19 protein-coding genes are annotated in these 21,302 nt (G+C 72.5%); 11 read left to right on the top strand and 8 right to left on the bottom strand.

Annotation, left to right across the window (positions count from 1 at the left end; translation table 11 throughout):
- Positions 1-106: 106 nt before the first annotated feature.
- From ACQP1V_RS31320 to ACQP1V_RS31305, 4 genes are all read right to left on the bottom strand, one after another.
- Positions 107-1,885 (bottom strand): NAD+ synthase, encoded by a 1,779-nt coding sequence (locus tag ACQP1V_RS31320; protein ID WP_433413589.1) that lies wholly within the window; start codon positions 1,883-1,885, stop codon positions 107-109.
- Positions 1,886-1,933: 48 nt separating this feature from the next.
- Positions 1,934-3,400, bottom strand: coding sequence for a BTAD domain-containing putative transcriptional regulator (locus ACQP1V_RS31315; protein WP_433413588.1), 1,467 nt, complete (start codon positions 3,398-3,400; stop codon positions 1,934-1,936).
- Between the two features lie 136 nt (positions 3,401-3,536).
- Positions 3,537-5,624: a sensor histidine kinase gene (locus tag ACQP1V_RS31310; RefSeq protein ID WP_433413587.1), complete on the bottom strand. Its 2,088-nt coding sequence runs from the start codon at positions 5,622-5,624 to the stop codon at positions 3,537-3,539.
- 12 nt (positions 5,625-5,636) lie between these two features.
- Positions 5,637-6,857 carry an MDR family MFS transporter gene (locus ACQP1V_RS31305; RefSeq protein ID WP_433413586.1) on the bottom strand — a complete coding sequence of 407 codons (1,221 nt, stop codon included), beginning with the start codon at positions 6,855-6,857 and terminating at the stop codon, positions 5,637-5,639.
- A gap of 81 nt (positions 6,858-6,938) precedes the next feature.
- Here ACQP1V_RS31305 and ACQP1V_RS31300 point away from each other — a divergent pair, with 81 nt between their 5' ends.
- From ACQP1V_RS31300 to ACQP1V_RS31290, 3 genes are all read left to right on the top strand, one after another.
- On the top strand, positions 6,939-7,901 hold the full coding sequence (locus tag ACQP1V_RS31300; protein WP_433413585.1) for a DUF5937 family protein: 963 nt from the start codon (positions 6,939-6,941) through the stop codon (positions 7,899-7,901).
- Between the two features lie 109 nt (positions 7,902-8,010).
- The gene (locus ACQP1V_RS31295) at positions 8,011-9,372 is read left to right on the top strand and encodes a glutamine synthetase family protein (protein WP_067127938.1); all 1,362 of its coding nucleotides are present in this window, start codon (positions 8,011-8,013) and stop codon (positions 9,370-9,372) included.
- 317 nt (positions 9,373-9,689) lie between these two features.
- Complete coding sequence (locus ACQP1V_RS31290; protein ID WP_433413584.1) at positions 9,690-10,451, top strand: hypothetical protein; 762 nt, start codon at positions 9,690-9,692, stop codon at positions 10,449-10,451.
- Positions 10,452-10,621: 170 nt separating this feature from the next.
- Here ACQP1V_RS31290 and ACQP1V_RS31285 read toward each other — a convergent pair whose 3' ends face one another.
- The gene (locus ACQP1V_RS31285; RefSeq protein ID WP_433413582.1) at positions 10,622-11,482 is read right to left on the bottom strand and encodes an alpha/beta hydrolase; all 861 of its coding nucleotides are present in this window, start codon (positions 11,480-11,482) and stop codon (positions 10,622-10,624) included.
- Between the two features lie 119 nt (positions 11,483-11,601).
- Between ACQP1V_RS31285 and ACQP1V_RS31280 the strand changes: the two genes are divergently transcribed.
- A complete protein-coding gene (locus tag ACQP1V_RS31280; protein WP_433413581.1) occupies positions 11,602-12,312 on the top strand; it encodes a type 1 glutamine amidotransferase in 711 nt (236 codons plus the stop codon).
- A gap of 97 nt (positions 12,313-12,409) precedes the next feature.
- On the opposite strand, the gene ACQP1V_RS31275 is transcribed toward ACQP1V_RS31280, so the two are convergent.
- Positions 12,410-13,057, bottom strand: coding sequence for a TetR/AcrR family transcriptional regulator (locus ACQP1V_RS31275; RefSeq protein WP_433413579.1), 648 nt, complete (start codon positions 13,055-13,057; stop codon positions 12,410-12,412).
- A gap of 14 nt (positions 13,058-13,071) precedes the next feature.
- Here ACQP1V_RS31275 and ACQP1V_RS31270 point away from each other — a divergent pair, with 14 nt between their 5' ends.
- From ACQP1V_RS31270 to ACQP1V_RS31240, 7 genes are all read left to right on the top strand, one after another.
- The gene (locus tag ACQP1V_RS31270) at positions 13,072-13,230 is read left to right on the top strand and encodes a hypothetical protein (protein ID WP_433413578.1); all 159 of its coding nucleotides are present in this window, start codon (positions 13,072-13,074) and stop codon (positions 13,228-13,230) included.
- 97 nt (positions 13,231-13,327) lie between these two features.
- Positions 13,328-13,996, top strand: coding sequence for a dihydrofolate reductase family protein (locus ACQP1V_RS31265; protein WP_433413576.1), 669 nt, complete (start codon positions 13,328-13,330; stop codon positions 13,994-13,996).
- Positions 13,997-14,080: 84 nt separating this feature from the next.
- The gene (locus ACQP1V_RS31260) at positions 14,081-14,371 is read left to right on the top strand and encodes a DUF4287 domain-containing protein (protein ID WP_433413574.1); all 291 of its coding nucleotides are present in this window, start codon (positions 14,081-14,083) and stop codon (positions 14,369-14,371) included.
- Between the two features lie 30 nt (positions 14,372-14,401).
- A complete protein-coding gene (locus ACQP1V_RS31255; RefSeq protein WP_433413572.1) occupies positions 14,402-15,004 on the top strand; it encodes a dihydrofolate reductase family protein in 603 nt (200 codons plus the stop codon).
- A complete protein-coding gene (locus ACQP1V_RS31250) occupies positions 15,001-15,153 on the top strand; it encodes a hypothetical protein (RefSeq protein WP_433413570.1) in 153 nt (50 codons plus the stop codon). Before ACQP1V_RS31255 ends, ACQP1V_RS31250 begins: the two co-directional genes overlap by 4 nt.
- A gap of 249 nt (positions 15,154-15,402) precedes the next feature.
- Entirely contained in the window at positions 15,403-18,405 is a 3,003-nt protein-coding gene (locus tag ACQP1V_RS31245; RefSeq protein ID WP_433426018.1) for a bifunctional [glutamine synthetase] adenylyltransferase/[glutamine synthetase]-adenylyl-L-tyrosine phosphorylase, read from the top strand.
- A 123-nt stretch (positions 18,406-18,528) separates the two neighbouring features.
- Positions 18,529-19,689, top strand: a complete 1,161-nt coding sequence (locus ACQP1V_RS31240) for a hypothetical protein (protein WP_433413569.1) — start codon at positions 18,529-18,531, stop codon at positions 19,687-19,689.
- Between the two features lie 20 nt (positions 19,690-19,709).
- Here ACQP1V_RS31240 and ACQP1V_RS31235 read toward each other — a convergent pair whose 3' ends face one another.
- Together ACQP1V_RS31235 and ACQP1V_RS31230 are read right to left on the bottom strand one after the other, a co-directional pair.
- Positions 19,710-20,432 carry a phosphonatase-like hydrolase gene (locus tag ACQP1V_RS31235; RefSeq protein WP_433413568.1) on the bottom strand — a complete coding sequence of 241 codons (723 nt, stop codon included), beginning with the start codon at positions 20,430-20,432 and terminating at the stop codon, positions 19,710-19,712.
- Positions 20,429-21,220, bottom strand: coding sequence for a GntR family transcriptional regulator (locus ACQP1V_RS31230; RefSeq protein ID WP_433413567.1), 792 nt, complete (start codon positions 21,218-21,220; stop codon positions 20,429-20,431). Before ACQP1V_RS31230 ends, ACQP1V_RS31235 begins: the two co-directional genes overlap by 4 nt.
- Positions 21,221-21,302: the final 82 nt, after the last annotated feature.

Raw genomic sequence — 21,302 nt, 5'->3', positions numbered from 1 at the left:
CCCGCGCCGAACGCGGCAGCTGCGCGGCTTCCGCCCATGGTGGACGATGAGGCGCCGCCCGGCTGCCATCCCTCGCTGAGGGGGAAGCCGGGTCGGCGCCGGACGGTCAGCGGGTGGTCTCCCGCCACCGGTTCGTGATCGGCAGCCGCCGGTCGCGGCCGAAGTTCTTCGGCGTGATCTTCGGCCCCGGCGGGTACTGGCGCCGCTTGTACTCCGCGAGGTCCACCAGCCGGATGATCCGGCTCACCAGCTCGCTGTCGTGCCCGGCCGCCACCAGCTCCGGGGCGCCCATGTCCTTCTCCACGTACTCGTCCAGCAGCCGGTCGAGCACGTCGTACGGCGGGAGCGAGTCGGTGTCGCGCTGGTCGGGCCGCAGCTCGGCGCTGGGCTCCTTGGTGATCGAGTTCTCCGGGATCGGCGGCTCGTCCGTGCGGAGCAGGAAGAAGTCGTCCGGGCCGTGGGCGTTGCGCCACGTGGACAGCTCCCAGACCAGGGTCTTCGGCACGTCCTTGATGGGGGCGAACCCGCCCGCCGAGTCGCCGTAGAGGGTGGAGTAGCCGGTGGCCAGCTCGCTCTTGTTGCCGGTGGTCAGCACCAGGTGGCCGTGCTCGTTCGACAGGCTCATCAGCAGCATGCCGCGCACGCGGGCCTGGAGGTTCTCGGCCGCCAGGCCGTCCAGGTCGATCTCCTTCTCGAACGCGGTGACGATGTCGGCGATCGGGACGGTCCGCGCGGTGACGCCCTGCCGCCGTACCAGCTCCTCCGCGTCGCCGACCGAGTGCTCGGACGAGTAGCGCGAGGGCATCAGCACGACGTTCACCCGCTCCGGCCCGATGGCGTCGGACGCGATCGTCGTGGCGAGGGCGGAGTCGATGCCGCCGGACAGGCCGAGGATCACCGAGCGGAAGCCGTTCTTGGTGACGTAGTCGCGCACGCCGAGGACGAGGGCGTGGTAGATCTCGGCGAGGTCGTCCAGCCGCGGGGCCACGACGGGCGGCACGGGCGCGTACGGCTCGACCGGCCCGCCCGTGAGCTCCAGCCGTTCGACGGTGATGGTGGTGCCGTCCTGCGCGTCCACGGGGAACTCGCCGGGCTCGCCGGTGCCGAGCGGGAGGTCGAGGTCGGCGACGAGCAGCTCCTCCTTGAACTGCGAGGCGCGCGCGATCAGGGCGCCGGAGGCGTCGACCACGATCGAGTCGCCGTCGAAGACGAGCTCGTCCTGCCCGCCGACCTGGTTGACGTAGGCGAGGGCGCAGCCCGCTTCCCGGGCCCGCCTCTCGACCAGCTCCCGTCGCACGTCGTCCTTCTCCACCTCGTACGGCGAGGCGTTGGGGACGACGAGCAGGCCGGCGCCGGCCCGGGCGACCGTGGAGACCGGCCCGCCGTCCTGCCAGAGGTCCTCGCAGACGGCGATGGCGACGTCCACGCCGCGCACCCGCACGATGGGCATCCGGTCGCCGCGCACGAAGTAGCGGTACTCGTCGAAGACGCCGTAGTTGGGCAGGTGGTGCTTGGCGCTGCGCGCGACCACGCGCCCGCCGTACAGCACGGCCACGGCGTCGAGGGGTGCGCCCTTCGGCTGGCCGACCCGGGGTTCGAGGTCGGCCCGGTCGACGTAGCCGGTGATGACGGGAAGCTCGCCGAGCCCCTCGTCGGCGAGGCGGCGCGCCACGGCCTCGAGGGTCGCGATGGAGGCGTCCACGAACGAGGAGCGGAGCACCAGGTCCTCGACGGGATATCCGGTCAGGAACATCTCCGTGAAGACCACCAGGTGCGCGCCCTCGTGGGCGGCGCGGTGGGTCCACTCGACGAGCCGGTTCGCGTTCCCGGCGAGGTCGCCGACGACGGGGTTGGTCTGGGCCAGGGCGATACGCAGTTGTGCCACAGGCCCAGCGTAGAACCCCGCGTTATTTGTCGTCAAAGCGACGATAAGTCATCGTTCGGATGATCCGGGACTGACCAGGCCGCTCTCGTACGCGAGGACCACGAGCTGCGCCCGGTCGAGCAGCTCCAGCCGGTCGAGCAGCGCGGCCACCTCCTCGGCCACCTCGCTTTCCGGCACGGCCAGGGTGACGGCGATCTGCCGGTTGGTGAAGCCGCGCGCCACCAGCTTGACCAGGTCGAGGTCGGAGTCCGAGAGCCCGGCGGGGGCGGCCGGGTCGCGCCGCCCGGCGAAGGCCGCGATCAGGTGCGTGGTGACCGCCGGGTCGAGCAGGGCGTCGCCCGCGACCGCGGCCCGGATCGCCGCGATGAGCTGCTCCGGCGGGGAGGTCTTGAGCACGAAGCCGCTCACCCCCGCGCGCAGCGCGGCGTAGAGGTTCTCGTCGGTCCCGAAGGTCGTCATCATGATCACCTTCGGCGGGTCGCCGTCCGCGAGGATCCGCCGTGCCGCGGCCAGGCCGTCGAGCCGGGGCATCTGGATGTCCATCAGGACCACGTCCGGCCGCGCCGTCCGGACGAGGGCGATCGCCTGCTCGCCGTTCTCGGCCGCGCCGGCGAACTCCAGGCCGGGCTCCGAGTCCAGGACCATCTTCAGGCCGGTGCGTACCAGCGCCTGATCGTCGGCGACCAGGACGCGGATCGCCGCCGGCGGGGCGTACGACGCCGGTCCGGCCGTCGGCGCGCCCGAGGCGCGGGACTTCGGGCCGTCCAGGTGCGGCGCCTGCGAGAAGATGTCCTGCTCCAGCCGCTGCAGGGCGGGCCCCAGGTCCAGGCCCAGCTCCTCGCGGAGGGCCTCGCGCGCCCGCCGCAGGGCGCCGAGCGCGTCCCCCTGCCGTCCCTCCCGGTACAGCGCCAGCGCGAGCAGCCGCCAGGCCTCCTCACGCAGCGGGTACGTCGACGCGTGGGCCTCCAGATCAGGGACCAGCGCGCCGGCCCGGCCCAGCCGGATGGCCGCGTCACCTCGGCGTTCGACCGCGAGCAGGCGCAGCTCCTCCAGCCGCAGCCCCTCGGCCACCGCCCACGGCAGGTCGAGGAACTCGGCCAGCGCGGGACCGCGCCACAGGCCGAGCGCGGTCTCCATCCGCTCCAGCGTGCGCGCCGGATCGTTGTCGTGGTCGCTCTTGACGAGCTTCTCGAACCACCAGGAGTCGACCTGCTCCACCGTGGCGCGCAGTGCGTACCCCGGGGGAGCCGAGACCAGGATCCCGGCCTGCTCGCGGGGCGCGCGGCGCGGTTCGAGCGCGCGGCGCAGCCGCGACACGTATCCCTGGATGGTCGAGAGCGCCTGGCCGGGCGGCTCGCCCGGCCACAGCTCGTCGATGAGCACGCCGACGGGTACGGCCCGGCCGCCCGCGACGACCAGCCGGGCCAGCACGGCCTGCTGCCGCTGACCTCCCAGGTCGAGGACCTGACCATCAGATTCCGCCTGGAACGGTCCGAGAGCACGAAATTTCACCATCGCACTGGTAAGCGTAGGGCTATCCGATGCGCCAGAGCAGTGCCCGATGCGAGCTGTCTCCTGCCGTCCGTCCTCACCCGCGTTCTTCCCCGCCGGGCGACCGGCGCGGTGCGGGCCGGGACCGGCAGGAGAGAGGTCAGCGGCCGGGAGCGGGGTCGGGGGAGGCGCTCGTGGTGGAGCCGGTGGGGGAATCCGGAGCGGGGCCGTTCGGGATGGCCGGGGTGGAGCCGTCCGGCGCGGGCGGCTCGCCGGGGGAGGCGAGCGGGAACCGGGCCTCCACCGTGGTGCCCCCGCCGGGAGCGGCGGCGATGACGCAGCTCCCGCCCAGCTCGGCGGCGCGTTCCCGCATCGACGACGTCCCAACCCCGGCCCGCCGGTCCTCCGGCAGGCCGATCCCGTCGTCGGTGACGGTGACCCGCAGCTCGGCGTCCCGGGAGAGCGCCACGCTCACGCGCTCGGCTCGGGCGTGCCTGCGGACGTTGGTCAGCGCCTCCTGCACGATGCGGTACGCCGCCACCTCCACCGCGGCGGGCAGCCCCGACGTCTCGCCCTCGACGACGACCTCCGCGGGCGGCGGCGCCTCCTCCGCCAGGGCCCGTACGGCTCCCGCCAGGCCGAGGTCGTCGAGCGCCGGGGGCCGCAGGCCGTACACGAGCCGGCGAATGTCGCCGGTGACGGCGTCCATGCCGGCGTGCAGGTCGCGGAGCAGTTCGTCGGCCGCGGAGCGGGAGCGCGTGAGGCTGTACCGCGCCATGTTGACGGTCATCGCCATGGCGGACAGGGTCTGGCCGAGGCCGTCGTGCAGGTCGCGGCGCAGCCGGCGGCGCTCCTCCTCACGGGCGGCGAGGATCCGCTCCCGGGATCGCTGCAGGTCCGAGGCCATGCGTACGGCGTGCGCCACGTCGGCGACGTGGGGCAGCAGCGTGGCGATGACCCGCTCGTCGTGAGCGGCGGCGAACCGCCGTGGCCCCGGCTCGCCGATCAGCAGGCGGCCCACCGGCTCGCCGTGCCAGACCAGGGCGATCTTCCTGGGGGAGCCGCCGACGTCGCCGCGCGCGACGTAGCCGGGCCGCCCGCCGGTCACCTCGACGGCGGCGCCATCGACGGCCAGGCCGTCCCGCACGACCGCGACGACGGAGGCGAGCGCGTCGGCGGGACCGGCCAGACGCACCTCCTGGGTGAGCCGGTCGGCGAGGACCGCGGGGTCGCCGACGGGGCCGTAGAGCATCCGGTCGATCGCGCGCTGGAGGGCGCCGCGCAGCGGCTGGAAGAACGCGCCGGACAGCACCGCCGCCGCGACCCCGGCGACCTGGTGGTATCCCGATGCCAGCAGGCCGGCCAGCCCGCTCGCCCCGAAGTAGACGCCGCCGACCACGGCGAGCAGGCCCGCCGCCACGAAGGTCCTGCTGATGACCGTGTCGATGCCGTACAGCCGGTAGCGCAGCGCCGAGAAGAGGATCGCGATGGGGATGGCGGCCGTCCACGCCGAGGCCGGCACCACCATGGACGGGCCCGACAGATAGAAGACGACATATCCGGCGAAGGCGATGAGCGGCCAGGCGATCTGCCGCCGGGTGACCGGGTCGGCCCCGCGTAGCCGCAGCACCAGCGAGAGCAGCGCGGCGACCACGCACACCGCGATGGCGTACGCCAGCGCCGAGACGACCTGGTCGTAGTACGGCGCGAGCGCCTCGATCGCCAGCGGGTTGGGGATGACGGCGGGCAGGCGGTAGCGCGCCGGGTCCGGAGTGGGTCGGGCGACGATCACAACGATCTCCGCGAGCGTCGCCACGACGCCGGCCACGACCACCGGCCGCCACCGGCGCGAGGGCAGCCGGCCGGTCGGCGAGTAGAGGGGCAGCACGATCGCGAGCAGCAGTCCCGCGACGGCCCAGCACGTCACCTCCAGCCAGCGCAGCACCCCGGCGACGTCGAGGTCGCCCCGCGAGGCGGCGTGAAGGAGCAACGCGCCGCCGATCACGTTGCCCGCGCCGAGCAGCCCGCCCGCGCACATCAGCCAGGCGAGGCTCAGCCGTGGGCGCTGCGCGACCAGGAAGGCGCCGACGGGCGCGAAGGCGAGGCCGACGCCGAGGTCCGGGGAGACCGGGAAGCTGGGCTGCCAGTCAGGAGGGAGCCGGAGCTGGACCAGCAGGCCGATTGCCGTCAGGGCGACCGACGCGACCGCCATGACGGCGGCGACCGTCCGGCCGCGTCGTTCGTTCATGGTGAATGCGGATTATGTCGCCAGGAGTCCGTCGGCGCCAGCCCGGCGGCGGATCGCCGGGGCGATGGCGAGCATCGCCGCGGCGGCCAGCGCCCCCAGCACGCCGCAGGTGATCCACAGCACCGGCGCGCCCACATCCAGCAGCCGGGTGCCGAGCAGCGGCGCGAGCAGCGAGGCGGCCGACCAGGCGAAGCCGTTCAGGCCGGCGTAGCGGCCCCGCAGGTGCGGCGGGGCGAGCGCGGCGACGATCGTGCCGGGGATGCCCGCCAGGGCGATCTCGCCGAGCGTCCAGACGGCGATCGCGGCGCCGTGGCCGAGTGCCGACGACATCAGGGTGGTGAGCGCGAACCCTCCGCCCACGACGACGAAGCCGAGGGCCAGGAGGCGGCTCGGGTCGCGGTGGGCGAGCCATGCGTTCGTCAGCGGCTGGATGACCACGATCAGCACGCCGTTCACCGCCATCGCGCTGCCGTACGCGCTGGTCGGGAGGCCCTGACCGGCCATCGCCAGCGGCAGCGTGGTGAACCCCTGGAGGTAGACGAACGCGTACACGAGGTTGATCAGCGTGAAAGCGACCATCAGCCGGTCGCGCAGCACGTCGCCGAACCCGCCCTCGGACACCTCGCTCTTGGCCGGGCGGGTCTCGGGGATCGCCCGCCACACCAGGACGGCGAAGGCGGCGCAGGTGATCGCGTCGATCCAGAACAGCGTGGTGAAGCCGCCCTTGGCCAGCCAGCCGCCGGCGATCATCGCGACGGAGAAGCCCAGGTTGAGCGCCCAGTAGATCAGGCCGTACGCGCGGGGCCGATCCTCGGGGGAGACCAGGTCGGCCACCAGCGCATGGGAGGCGGGGCGGTAGGCGTCGATCACGATCCCGAGCACGAACATCCCGGCGACGATCCCCGGGATGCTCGTCGTGTACCCGAGCGCGATGAACGCGACCGCCGTCATGAGCATCGATCCGGCCAGCGTCACCCGCCGCCCGAAGCGGTCGGCCATCCAGCCCGCGACCGGCTGGGACGCCAGCGACCCCGCGCCGTAGACGGTGAGCACCAGGCCGGTCGCCGCGAGCGACATCCCGCGCGACTGGGTCAGGTAGACGCCGATGAACGGGTCCACCATGGTGCCGAGACGGTTGACGAGGGTGCCGCCGAAGAGGGCCCAGAAGGGGCGGGGAAGGCCGCCGATCCGCGACCGGAGGAAGCCAGTTCTGGCGATGGTCGTGCTTGTCACGGGGAAAGCTTCGGACAGGTGTTCGCTACGATGCGAACGATTTAGCTGTCGCTAAAAGCTCCTGCGGGGAAAGGAGGGCCGGTGAGCATCGAGTGGTGGTTCGCCCCCGGTGACGTGGCCCGGCTGCGGTTCGCGTTCTCGCCGCTGTGGGAGCTGGTGTCGAGCCTGCGCGTGCTGCGGCAGCCCGGGCGGCACTCGGTCCACCTGCCATGGCTGCGCGCCGTGCGGCCCCGGGTGGCCGGGCTCGACCTCGCCGAGCTGTACGCGCTCGTCCCGATGCGGGGTTACCTCCCCGACTTCCTGACGCCGCCGCCGGACACGACGCTTCCGGACTTCGCAGCCGAGCTGGAAAGGGTGCGGCACACACGGCCCGAGACGGCGCTGGAAGAGGCGGCTCACGTGCGCTCCCCCGACCCGGAGGCGCAGCGCAGGTTCGCCGACGACCCGGAGGCCGGCATCCGCCGCGTGTCGGACACGCTGTGGAGCTTGTGGACCGTCGCCATGGAGGAGTTCTGGCCGCAGGTCTACGGCGTGCTGGAGGCCGACGTCATGCGGCGTTCCCGCATCCTCGCGACCGGAGGAGTGCAGGCGGTGTTCACCGACCTGCACGACTCCGTGACCTGGCACGGAGACCGGCTCGTCACGGCCAAGGAGTGGAACCACTCCGGACCGATCACGGGGGACGGCCTGCTGCTCGTGCCCAGCGCGTTCCACTGGCCCGACGTCGCGGTCGTGTGCGAGCCGTACCAGCCGCTGCTGTGCTATCCGGCGCACGGCGTCGGCACGCTGTGGACGACGGGACGGCCGTGCACCTCCGGCGGGCTCACCGCGCTCATCGGCCGTACCAGGGCGGGCATCCTCACCGCGCTGGAGGAGCCCGCCTCGACCTCCGGGCTGGCCCGCCGGATGGATCTCACCCCGGGAGCGGTGAGCCAGCATCTGACCGTGCTGTCCGGCGGCGGGCTCGTCGCCCGGCAGCGGATGGGCAGGGAGGTGCTCTACCGGCGCACCTCCATGGGGGACGCGCTGGTCAGCGGGGTGTGACGGTCGCCCCTGGTCCGGTCACGGAGGACGCGTTCCCTCGTAATGCAGGTGAAACACGCAGAGGGCACACTGGTACGAGACCAGACGTGTAGTTCCCGAGAGGTACGCCGTGGACCGCCAGCAGGAATTCGTTCTCCGAACGCTCGAAGAGCGCGACATCCGGTTCATCCGGCTGTGGTTCACCGACGTGCTCGGCTTCCTCAAGTCGGTGGCCGTGGCGCCCGCCGAGCTCGAAGGGGCCTTTGCCGAAGGCATCGGGTTCGACGGGTCGGCGATCGAGGGCTTCTCCCGCGTCTACGAGTCCGACATGCTGGCCAAGCCGGACCCGTCCACGTTCCAGATCCTGCCGTGGCGCAGCGAGTCGCCGGGCGCGGCCCGCATGTTCTGCGACATCCTCATGCCGGACGGCTCGCCGTCGCACGCCGACCCGCGCTGGGTGCTCAAGCGCACCCTGGCCAGGGCGGCGGAGATGGGGTTCACCTTCTACACCCACCCCGAGGTGGAGTTCTTCCTGCTGCGTGACCGGCCCGAGCGCGGGGAGCGGCCCAGCCCGATCGACGAGGGCGGCTACTTCGACCACACGCCGCACAGCGCGGGCCACGACTTCCGCCGCCAGGCGATCATGATGCTGGAGTCGATGGGCATCTCGGTGGAGTACAGCCACCACGAGGGCGCCCCCGGCCAGCAGGAGATCGACCTGCGCTACGCCGACGCGCTGACGACCGCCGACAACATCATGACCTTCCGGCTGGTGATGAAGGAGGTCGCCCTGGAACAGGGCATCTGGGCGTCCTTCATGCCCAAGCCGTTCACCGAGTACCCCGGCTCGGGCATGCACACCCACATGTCGCTCTTCGAGGGCGACCGGAACGCCTTCTACGAGCCGGGCGCCGACTACCAGCTCTCCAAGGTCGGCCGGTCGTTCATCGGCGGCCTGCTGCGGCACGCCGCCGAGATCACGGCGGTCTGCAACCAGTGGGTGAACTCGTACAAGCGGCTGTGGGGCGGCGCCGAGGCGATCGCCGGGCAGGGCGGCGAGGCCCCCTCCTACATCTGCTGGGGCCACAACAACCGATCCGCGCTGGTCCGGGTCCCGATGTACAAGCCGCACAAGGGCGGCTCGACCCGCATCGAGTTCCGCTCGCTGGACTCCTCGTGCAACCCCTACCTCGCGTTCGCGGTGATCCTCGCCGCCGGTCTGAAGGGCATCGAGCAGGGGTACGAGATGCCGCCCGGCGCGGAGGACGACGTCTGGGCGCTGACCAGCGGGGAGCGCCGGGCGCTCGGCATCCAGCCGCTGCCGCAGTCGCTCGACGAGGCGATAAGCGTGATGGAGCGCAGCGAGCTGGTCGCCGAGACGCTGGGCGAGCACGTCTTCGACTTCTTCCTGCGTAACAAGCGAACCGAGTGGCGCGAGTACCGCCGCCAGGTCACCGAGTTCGAGCTGGGGCGCTACCTCCCGATCCTGTGATCTTCCCCACAGGCCGAATCACCCGCCCCGGGCACCATCGATCACTATGGTTTCGAACCAACACGCTCGGGGCGTGGCGGTGTCTGGACTGAGGAACGAGCGGGCTGAGGAACGAAGCCCCGAGAGACGAGGGAAGACATCGCCTGAGGGCGCCCCGAGCCCGCGCGAGCGGAGCGAGCGCAAATAGACACGCATAGTGAACGTGGCTGACATCCGGGTCTGTTTAACTTCTCTTAAGCGGAGAAGCGTAAAATCGGCGGGTTGGTTACGACTGATGCGGATGGGCCGCAATTGGGCGTGACGTTGGAGGGTGTTGCATGACGACGGCTGCCGGGCTGCAGACCGTTCTGACCGTTCCGGAGCGTTTCCGGGGGCCCGAGGGGACCGCCAACGGCGGGTGGATCTCGGGCACACTGGCCGGCGTTCTGACCGGTGCGAGTGACGGTTCGGCCGTCGAAGTCACCCTGCATAAACCCGTCCCGCTGGAGAAGGAGCTGGGGGTCGCCCAGGTCGGCAACACCCTCGCTCTCGGCGACGGTGATCGGCATCTCGCCGAGGCCATCCCGGTCGCCGAGTCCCTGACCCCGCCCCCGTTCGTGCCGTTCACGGACGCCGCGCGGGCCGAGGCCGGGTTCGCGGGCCTGCGCGGGCACGCGATCGCCGGGTGCTTCGCGTGCGGCCTGCGCGAGCCGGGTGACGGCCTGCGCATCTTCCCCGGCCCGGTGCCGGAGGCGGGCGCGGTGGCGGCGGGCTGGCGGGTCCCGGCCAACGTGACCGATGAGGACGGCGTCGTCCCCGAGTCGATCGTCTGGGCCGCACTCGACTGCGTGACCTTCTGGGCGCACTTCGGCGGCCCCGGCGCGCCCGCCGAGCCGCAGCCGCAGCCCGGCCAGTCCGCGCTTCTCGGCCGGCTGACCGCGCAGGTCTACCGCCGGGTCTACCCGCTCGGCCGCTACTCCGTGGTCGGGCGCGTCTCCGGCCGCGACGGCCGCAAGCTCTTCGGTGAGAGCGCCGTCTACGAGGTCGACGGCACCCTGGTCGCGGCCGCCAAGGCCACCTGGATCGTTCCGCGCGGCTGAGCCCGCGACGACGGGCGCGACGACCCACGTCCGACGGCCCGTGGCCCCCGCGAGAGCGGGCGCGGCCACGGGCCGTCGCGCGTCGTGGAACGGTGGTACGCCGTCGAGCCGGGGGAGCGCGCCGGCCGCTCCGGACCGGCTCTCTGTGCGGCGCGACGGTTCCGCCGCGGTCAGTCGGCGGTCAGCCGATCGACGACCGTGCGGACGCAGCGCTCGTCGAAGATGATCGTGTAGTGGTTGCAGTCCTCGACGACCTCGTCCCGCAGTCCGGGGAGCCGCGCCTTCCACTGCGCGGCCAGGTCGTCGGGCTGCATGCCGACCTCCTGGTTGAGCAGGCCGCGCGGCGCCCGCAGCAGGCTGAGCGGGGACTTGGCGCCCTCCAGTGCCCGGCCGATCTCCTCGGCGCCGGTCAGCAGCCAGCGGCCGTCCTGCCGCACCGCGTCCTCCTGGGCCCGGGAGCGTACGGCGTCGGCCGGGCCGGTCGCGTCGTAGCGCACGTACTCGTCCACCACGGGGGACCAGTGCCCGGCGAACGCCGGGTGCGCCTGGAAGAAGCCGACGTAGTCGTCCACGCCGGCGTAGGTCTGGCTCAGCCGCGCGATGGCCGGGCCGAGCGTGGCCTCCAGCACCGCGTCCGGATCGGCGCCCGGCGGCATCGGCAGCGGGAGCCCGCCGTCCAGCAGGACGGCCCTGGCGTACGCGCGCCGCGCGCCGTGCAGCGCCGCGATGTACGCGCCCATGGAGTGGCCGGTGAGGACGGACGTCTCGTCCGCGCCGACGTGGTCGGCGACGAGGTCGAGGTCCTCGGCGTGCCGGGGCAGCCCGTACGGGCCGGGCACGTCGGCGCTGTGGCCGCGCCCGCGCAGGTCGACGGCGACCAGCGACCACCCCTCGGGGAGCGCCTCGCCCACCGCCCGCCAGGCCATGAGGGAGGCGGTGATGCCGTGGGCCGCGATGATCAGGCGCGGGCCGGTGCCGAACGTCGCGATCCGCAGCCTGCCGCCCGGTACCTTGACCTCGTCGAGCCGCATCGGTTCCTCCTGGGATGAACGATCTTTCCGTGCTGTTGCCCGGCACTGTACGCCAGCGGCGCCGCAAAAGGTACGTCCAGTGACAGACGTGTAATTACTCCCCCTTTATGCTCGTCGGCATGAGCGAGCGTGTCGTCGTGGTGGAGCATGAGGTCGGCGCGGGCCTGGGGTTCTTCGCGGGCTGGCTGGAGGACGCGGGGATCGAGTACGAGATCGTCCGGCCGCACAGGGGAGAGGCGGTGCCCTCCGACCCCGGAGCCGGGCTCCTCGTGCTCGGCGGATCGCCCTCGGCGTGGGACGACGACGGCTGCGCCTGGCTGCCGGACGCCCGCGCGCTCATCGCCAAAGCGGTGGAGAGCGGCGTTCCGACGCTCGGCATCTGCCTGGGCGCGCAGCTCATGACCATCGCCTGCGGCGGCACCGTCGCGCGCGGCGCCGACGGCCTGGAGATCGGCCTCACCTCGATCGAACTGCTGCCCGAGGCGGACGGCGACCGCCTGTTCGGCCCCGTCGCGGCGGCGGTACCGGAGCCGCGCGCGGTGCAGTACCACTACGACGCGATGACCGAGCTGCCGCCGGGCGCGGTGCGCCTGGCGACCGGGTCGCGCTATCCCAACCAGGCGTACCGGCTCGGCGACTCCGCGTGGGCGGTGCAGTTCCACCCGGAGGCGACCCCGGAGATCTTCGCGAGCTGGACCGCCGAGGGCAATCCGCCCGATCACGAGGTGGCGGAGCTGGACCGCGAGGTGAAGGAGGCGGAGGACGGGCTCCGGGCCGCGTGGCGTCCCCTGGCGGAGGCGTTCGCCGCGGTCGTCCGCAACCACCGCTGACGCGGTCGCTGACAGCCCGAATCTCCGGGATCTTCCTGCCAGTCAGGGTGCAGATCCAGATGGCTCCGGTCCGAATCGCCGCCCTCAAAGCGGCGGATCAGTGAGACCGGGCATTGAGGCCGACGATGACAACTTCGATGCGTTCGCGGAGTTCGTCATCGTCGGGCATGCCGAGATGGAAGACGAGGCGGTGGTAGAGAGTGCCGTGCAGAAGGTCGTTGAGGAGCTCCAGGTCGGCGCCTTCGGGGATCTCGCCACGGCGCTGGGCGGAGCGCATCCGCTCGTCGAAGAGCCCGATGTTCGGCATGATCAGTTGCTCACGCAGGTTGGCCGCAAGGTCATCGTCGCGGAGCGCTTCGGCGATGATGCCCGTGAGCGCCGAAGTCTGATGGGGCGTGAGCAGCGCGATCACGGCCTTGAGCTGCGCGAGCACATCCTCGACGAGGTTGCCGGTGTCGGGATGGCCAGCCGTGTCTGCGGCCTCTTCGATGACCGCCTCTAGTAGCACCGCACCCTTTGACGGCCACCATCGGTAGATCGTCTTCTTGCTCACCCCGGATCGGGCAGCGATCCCCTCGATCGTGAGGCGCGGATAGCCGTCCTCTTCACACAGCGCCAGGGCGGCTTCCAGCACCGCCTGGCGCGCAGCCTCGCTACGTTTCGTCGGATCGGGCGCCTTGTTCACCCCCTTAAAGTACACGATACGTAGCGTGTTGCGTAAATGGATATCGTCCTCTACCTTCATAGCAACACGATACGGTGCGTGTCGCCGAGGAACGCGGCCTCCATGGCGGCCGCGGAGGGGATGTCCTCGTCGTCGGCGCCGGGGTCGCACACCGTTTCACCGCCACCGGTCCCGACCGGCTGCGGATGGTCCGCATCCACGCATCGCCGCAGATCGGGCAGGAGTTCGGCTAAGGCCCGCCCGATTCGCACTCATACCCGAGGGGCCGAACTCGGCGCCTCTCCGGGCGGTCGAACGCGCCCGAAACCCCGCAAAAGAACGGAGAACCCCATGTCCATCCCGACCTCGACCGGCGCGGTGCGCGCCGACCTGAACATCTCGCTCGACGGTTTCGCGACCACGACCGACCAGACCCCCGAGAACCCGATGGGCAAGGACTGGTTTCGCCTGGTCGCCGCGTATGCCGCGACCCGCACGTTCCGCGCCCGTGTGCTGGGCGAGACCAGCGGGGCGGGTACGACCGGCGTGGATGACGCGTACGCGGAGGCGTACTTCGCCGAGGTCGGCGCCGAGATCATGGGCGCCGGTATGTTTGGGCTGCACGACAATCCGGACGACCCCGACTGGCGGGGCTGGTGGGGCGACGAGCCACCCTTCCGCGTCCCGGTCTTCGTGCTCACCCACTCCCCGCGAGCCTCGATCGAGATGGCCGGCGGCACCACCTTCCACTTCCTCACGGCCACCCCGGATGAAGCACTCGCACAGGCGCATGCCGCCGCGGCCGGGAAGGACGTGCGGATCGGCGGCGGCGCCACGGTCGTCCGCGAGTTCCTGACGGCGGGCCTGATCGACCGGCTGCACGTGGCCATCGCGCCGATCCTGCTCGGCCGGGGCATCCGGCTCTGGGACGACCTGCGCGGCCTGGAATCGGGCTACGAGGTCACCGCCGAAACCGCGCCGAGCGGCACCATCCACCTCACCTTCCACCGCGACCATTGACCACCCGCGGAGCCGTCCGTCATCCGGAACATCTTCGCCACCAGCGACGCCCGCGTCTCCTGAACCCGGCAAGGAGAACGTCTCATGTCGTTTCAGAGCTACCTCGACAGCATCGAGGCCAAGACCGGCCTCACGCCCCGTCAGTTCCTCGACCTCGCCCGTGAGCGCGGATTCGATGAGACCGCCAAGGCCACGCCGATCCTCGACTGGCTGAAGCAGGACTACGACCTCGGGCGCGGGCACGGCATGGCGCTCGTGCACGTGATCACCAAGGGTCCGCAGATCAGCGGCAAGCACGTCGGAACCACCGGCACCCACGCCGACGCCAGCGACATGCTCTGGCTCGACGGCGCCGCCACCAACCCAAACCGATGACCCGATACCCCGGAAAGGGAGCGCATCATCATGACCACCACCCGTGACCTGGTCTACACCGGCTTCATGTCGCTCGACGGCGTGTTCGACTCGCCCGGCGCCTCGTCCGAAGGGCACCGCAACGGCGGCTGGGTACTCCAGGCCGAGTTCGTCCCCGAGGCGTTCTCTCTCAAGGACGAGGAGCTCGCGGAGACCTCCGCGTTGCTGTTCGGCCGCCGCAGCTACGAGGCGTTCTCGGCCTTCTGGCCGGGGTCCGCCGAGCACGAGCCGTACCGGGACATCCCGAAGTACGTCGTCTCGACCACGCTCGGCGAAGACGCCCTCGTCGACGGATGGGGACCGACCACGATCCTCCGCTCCCTCGACGAGGTCGCGGCCCTCAAGCGCGAAGCGGGCGGAGCGATCTTCGTGCACGGCAGCACCGAACTCGCGCGCAGCCTTGCCGACGCCGGCCTGATCGACCGGTACAACCTGCTCGTCTTCCCGGTGCTCATCGGCCCCGGCAAGAGCGCCTTCGGCAGCGCGGAGCACGGCACGCAGCGCCTGCATCTGCGGGAGTCCGCGACCTATCCCAACGGTGTCACCAAGCTCTGCTACGACGTCGCCCCGGCAGGAGCGGAGGTGGCGGCATGAGTACCGCACGCAAGCTCGTCGTCGGCCTGTTCATCTCGCTCGACGGCGTCGTCGAAGCGCCCGAGACCTGGCCGCGGGTGCCGCTCGCCGTCACCGCGACGACCACCTTCCCCTCCGGCGTCATGAACGCCGTCTACACACCCGCCTGAACCGCGGGACGACTCAGCGATCCGCCGCGGTCACACCGATAGGAGCCGGGCGCACAGCGTGCCCGGCTCTCGTCGATCCGAACAACGGCACCGGCGCTAGCGGCCGGCGTGGTCCGGTGCGGCGCGCCGGAGTCGATCTCCGCGGGGGAGCCTCTCCCGTCGTGTGTACCGTTGCTGCGAAGGCCTCTCCACGATGGCCGATGTGATCGACGTCGAGCTGGAAGAAGGCACGTGAACGCCGACTCCCGGATGCAGACCACGGCGGGGCGCCTGGCCAGGCTCGGATTCACCGACGGAGCCAGGGCAGAGCGGCTGCTGGACCAACTCGGCCCGGAGGCGGTCGGCGATGTCGAGCTGCTCGACGACCTCCTCGCGACCGCCGACCCCGACCTCGCGCTCGCCGCGCTGGCCCGCCTGGTCGAACGCGACCCGAGTGTGCTCGGGGCGTTCCGCGCGGATCCCGCCCTGCGCGCGCGGCTGCTGCGCGTTCTCGGCCTGAGTGCCGCGCTCGGCGACCACGTCGTCCGGCATCCGGAGCACCTGCGGCTGCTGGAGCAGCCCGGGGACGACGGGGCCGAGCCACCCGCGACCGGGGCCGGGGCCGGGGCCGCCGGGCAGGGAAGGGCCGGTCGGCCGACCGAGCGTGAACTGCGCGAAGAGCTGACCACCGCCGTCACCGCGTTCCCGCAGGACCGCCGGGCCGCGCTGGACGCCCTCCGGGTGGCTTACCGGGGACGGCTGCTCCACCTCGCGGCCCGCGACCTGGTGGGCGAATCGGCCTTCGCCGACACCACCGCCGAGCTGTCCGATCTCGCCGGGGCCGCGCTCGACGCCGCCCTGGAGATCGCCCGCACCGAGGTCCCGGACGCGGGCGACGTACGGCTCGCCGTCATCGGCATGGGCAAATGCGGCGCGAGGGAGCTCAACTACATCTCCGACGTCGACGTGGTCTTCGTGGCCGAGCCGAGGGACGGCGCCGACGAGACCAAGGCGCTGCAGGCCGGGACCCGGCTGGCCCAGGCGATGATGCGGGCCTGCTCCGAGAGCACCCCCGAGGGCGCGCTGTGGGAGGTCGACGCGGGACTGCGCCCCGAAGGCAGGCTGGGCCCGCTGGTCCGCACGCTCGACAGCCACCTCGCGTACTACCGGCGCTGGGCCAAGACCTGGGAGTTCCAGGCGCTGCTCAAGGCCCGGCCGGTGGCCGGCGACCTGGAGCTCGGCCAGGAGTACGTCGCCGCCGTCAACGAGCTGGTCTGGCAGGCCGCGGCCAGGGAGAACTTCGTCGAGGACGTGCAGGCGATGCGCCGCCGCGTGGAGGCCCAGGTCAGGGCCGGCGACGCCGAACGCCAGATCAAGCTCGGGCCGGGCGGGCTGCGCGACATCGAGTTCGCCGTCCAGCTCCTCCAGCTCGTCCACGGGCGCGGCGATCCGCTGCTGCGCCGCCGCGCCACGCTGTCCGCGCTCGCCGCCCTGTCCAGGGGCGGGTACGTCGGCCGGGACGACGCCAAGTCGCTCGCCGAGGCGTACACGTTCCTGCGCCGGGTCGAGCACCTGATCCAGCTGCACCGGCTGCGCCGTACGCACGTCGTGCCGTCGGAGACCGCCGACCTGCGCAGGCTCGGGCGGGCGCTCGGCATGACGAGCGACCCCGTCGGCCAGTTCACCAGGACGTGGCGGCGGCACGCGCTGGAGGCGCGGCGGCTGCACGAGAAGCTTTTCTACCGGCCGCTGCTGCAGGCCGTCGCGCGGCTGCCCGAGACCGAGACCCGGCTGTCCGCGGCCGCCGCGAGAGCTCGGCTGGAGGCGCTCGGATACACCGACGCCGAGGGCGCGCTGCGGCACATCGCCGCCCTCACCAGCGGGGTGTCCCGCCGCGCCGCGATCCAGCGCACGCTGCTGCCCGTCATGCTCGGCTGGTTCGCCGACGCGCCCGACCCGGACGCCGGGCTCCTCGGGTTCCGCCAGATCAGCGACAAGCTCGGGGCCACGCCGTGGTATCTGCGGCTGCTCCGCGACGAGACGGCGGTCGCCGAACGGCTCGCCCACCTGCTCGGGACCAGCCGCTACGTCACCGGGTTGCTGCTGCACGCGCCGGAGGCCGTCGCGATCCTCGGCTCCGACGCCGCCCTCGCCGTACGGCCCGCCGCCGCGCTCGCGGCCGAGGCCGCCGCGGCGGTCGGCCGGCACGGCGGGGATGCCGAGACCGCCGTCGCCGCCGTCCGCGCGCTGCGCCGCCGCGAGCTGCTGCGTACGGCGTGCGCCGACCTGGCCGGGCTGATCGACATCGAGGGCGTGGGGCAGGCGCTCTCCGCGCTCAACGATGTGACCATCCAGGCCGCGCTCGACGCGGCGGTCAACAAGGTGAGCGCGGAGCGGCGCGGGCCGATGCCGACCCGGATCGCCGTGATCGCGATGGGCCGGCTGGGCGGCCTGGAGAGCTCGTACGCGAGCGACGCCGACGTGATGTTCGTGCACGCCCCGCTGCCGGGCGCGGCCGACCGGGACGCCACCGACGCCGCTCACGCCGTCGCCGAGGAGCTGCGCCGGCTGCTCGCGCTCCAGGCCCCCGATCCGCCGCTGCCGGTGGACGCCGGGCTGCGGCCCGAGGGCAGGCAGGGGCCGCTGGTCCGCACGATCGCGTCCTATGCGGCGTACTACGCCCGCTGGTCGTCCCACTGGGAGGCGCAGGCGTTGCTGCGCGCCCGGTTCTGCGCGGGGGACGCCGAGCTCGGCGCCGAGTTCATCGCCATGATCGACCCGGTGCGCCACCCCGCCGACGGCATCCCGGGCGACGCCGTACGGGAGATCCGCAAGCTCAAGGCACGCATGGAGGCCGAACGGCTGCCGCGCGGCGCCGATCCCGCCCTGCACACCAAGCTGGGCCGGGGCGGGCTCTCGGACGTGGAGTGGGTGGCGCAGCTCATCCAGCTCCGCCACGCGGGAGCCGTACCGGCGCTGCGCACGACCCGGACGCTCGGCGCGCTGCGCGCCGCGGTTGACGAGGGCCTGCTGGCGGCCGAGGACGAGGCCGTGCTCGACCAGGCGTGGCGGTTCGCCTCGCGGATCAGGGACGCCGTGATGCTGGTCAGGGGCCGGGCCGGGGACACGATCCCCACGGCGGTCAAGGAGCGGTCGCTGATCGCGCGGGCGCTCGGCTACCCGCCGGACGGCTCCGAGGACTTCATCGAGGACTACCGCCGGGTCACCCGCCGGGCCAGGACGGTCGTGGAGCGCGTCTTCTACGAGGACTGACACCACCCCCGCGCCGATTCCGTTGCCGCGGCCCGGCGTCCCGGTGTATCAACGGTGCGATCGACGTCCCCCGGTGAGCCCCGATCCGCTGGACGGGGCCGCGCGTAGATTCGCGGTGATCCTGTGATCTCGTACTACACCGATTTCGCCCTCGGCCTGGTGCTCGCCTTCCTGCTGCTGTCGTTGCTGGTCAGCGGCGTCAACGAGGGCATCGTCCGGCTGCTCGGCATCCGCAGCAAGTTCCTGTGGGCGTACCTGCGCGACACCCTCGACGGCGCGGAGGTCGCGCGGCGGGCCCCGGTGGCACTGCGGGTCCTGACGGGGGTGCTCGACCGGTTGAAGGGCGTGGGGCGCTGGCTGTGGGCCCGGTTGGCCGACCTGCTCCCGCCGTCCGGAGAGGGCCGGTCCCGGCTGCCCGCGACCGTGCTCGGCGTGTTCGCGAAGCTGCCGTTCGGGCGGGATCCGCGACCGGCGTTCAGCGCGCGGCCCGCGCCCGTGCAGAGCCCGCCGCTCGCCGGCCGGCCGGAGGGGGGCAAGTCGCTGGCCGACCTCCTGCACGAGCGGCTGCAGGAGATCGACCACTCGGCGCGCGGCCGGACCAACATCGCGCAGATCCCCCCGGCCCGGTTCGCCGTCGCGCTGATGGAGATCGCCACCGACATGGGCGGTGTCGAGCGGATGATGCGCGAGCTGGACACGCTCAGGAGCCCGCTCTACCGGCCGCTCAAGGCCGTGTGGGACCGCGCGTCCCACGACGCCGAGGCGTTCCGCAACGGGGTCGCGGACTGGTTCGACGGTGAGATGCAGCGGCTCACCATGCTGTACCGGAGGTACGTCCGCTGGGTGATCGCCGCGCTCGCCCTGCTCGTCACGGCGCTCTTCGGCATGGACTCCCTGGAGTACGGCAAGTCGCTGCTGAACGACAGCGCCTACCGCAGCTCGGTCGCGGCGTTCGCCCAGTCCGGCGCGGAGGCACTGGCGCCGCTGAAGGAGCGGTGCGCGTCCGGAGAGAACACCTACTCCTGCGTGACCGACGTGCTCAGCGCCCCGGCGTTCGCACAGATCTTCACGCACGCGCCGGTGACGGTCGAGATGGGCGCCGCGGCCGCCGGGCCGTCCTGGTCGTGGCAGGGCGGCGACTGGTGGAGCCGGGTGGCGTCCCCGTCCCACTGGCCCGGCTTCCTGATCACCCTGTTCGCGCTGCTGTTCGGCGCTCCGTTCTGGTGGGACGTCTTCCGCCGGATCACCGGCATCCGCTCACGCGTCTCGACGCCGGACAAGTAGTCCCGCCGCCGGCGGAGGCCCTACAGCGTGAGCAGTTCGGGCAGGTCGGCCACGCCGGGCAGCAGGTGGGTGTGCCGCTCCGCGCCCAGGCCGACGGCGTCCAGCTTCCCCGTCAGCACGCCGACGACGAGGCGGGCCCCCGCGTTCGTCCCGGCCTGGAGGTCGCGTACGGTGTCGCCCGCCACGGCGACCCGCGCGACATCCCAGACACCCGTCGCCTCCATCGCCCGGAAGATCATGTAGGGGGCGGGACGGCCGGTGGGCACGTCGTCCACGCAGACCGACGCGTCGATCACCACACCGTCCGCGACGTCCACCGCGCCGTCCACCGGGGCCGCGCCGGGCGCGACCCGCCAGCCGAGGGTGGCGAGCAGCGCGGTGGTGACCTCGCGGTCGAATCCGGTCGTCAGCGCCACCTTGACACCGGCCGCGCGGATGCGGGCCAGGGCCTCCGGGACGCCGGGCAGGGGAGTGGGCGGCCGGTCGCGGTACGCCTTGTCCAGCCGGGCGCGGAAGTCGGCGAAGGCGGCGTCCACCGTCGCCTCGTCCGGGTCGTGCCCGGTGCTCTCGGCGAGCAGGCGCGTGATCGCCTCGCGCTTGCTCGCGCCCATCCAGCGCTGGATGTCGGCCTCGGTGGGGCGGCCCCCGGCGGCGGTGACGGCCTCGGCCAGCGCCTGGTACACGGCGCCGTGCTCTTCCACGGTCGTGCCGGCCATGTCCAGGACCACGAGTTCGATCGTCAAGACGGTTCCTCCTCAGCAGGTGCGGGTCGCATGTCGTCGTCACGGCCCGGCCGCCAGGTGCGGCCGACCGAGGGGCGGGCCCGCTGGGCGTTCTCGATGGTGAAGGTGACGACGTCCGGCCGGTAACGGTCGTCGGAGTACTCGTACGGCTCGCCCGCCGCGCTGCCGGCCCTCCGGCGCTCGCGCAGCAGCGGCGCGCCCGGCGGGACGTCGAGGAGCGAGGCGTCCGTCTCGTCGGCGGCGACCGCGTCGAAGACGTGCCGGGCGACGGAGAGATCGACCCCGCGCTCCGCGAGGTAGGCGTAGACCGACCCCGAGTCGGTGTCGAAGTCGAAGAGCAGACGGCCCACCGGCTCGACGAAGGCGGTGCGCTCCACCATCGTCGGCCAGCCGTCCAGCAGCCGCAGCCGCAGCAGCTCGACGACCGGGTCGCCCTCGTCGATGGCCAACGCGTCGGCCACCTCGGGCCGCGCGGGCCGCCGCGCGATCTCCACCGTGCGCTGGCCGGGCGTACGGCCGAGGCCGCGCGCCCACAGCGAGAACGACAGGAACGTCTCGAACGGCTGCGACACCTGGCCCGTGCGCACGACCGGCGGGCGTCCGCGGCCGCCGCCGACGAGCCCCTCGGCGCGCAGCGCGCTCAGTGCCTGGCGTACGGGACCGCGCGAGACCGACCACTGCTCGCACAGTTGGGACTCCGATGGCAGCGCCGCGCCGACGGAGAGTTCGCCGCCGGCGATGCGGCGCCGTAGGTCGTCGGCGATGCGCTCGTGAATTGCCTGCTCCACGGCAGTTGACTATACATCTCGACGTCGTCGACGCAAGCGGGTTCGGCCGCTCGATAATCCCTCTGACCTGCGAGGTTAATAG

This window comes from Microtetraspora malaysiensis (genome assembly GCF_050947145.1).
Lineage (GTDB): Bacteria > Actinomycetota > Actinomycetes > Streptosporangiales > Streptosporangiaceae > Microtetraspora_A > Microtetraspora_A malaysiensis.
The sequence above is the reverse complement of the archived record's forward strand: the minus strand, read 5'-3'. Positions and strand labels throughout refer to the sequence as shown.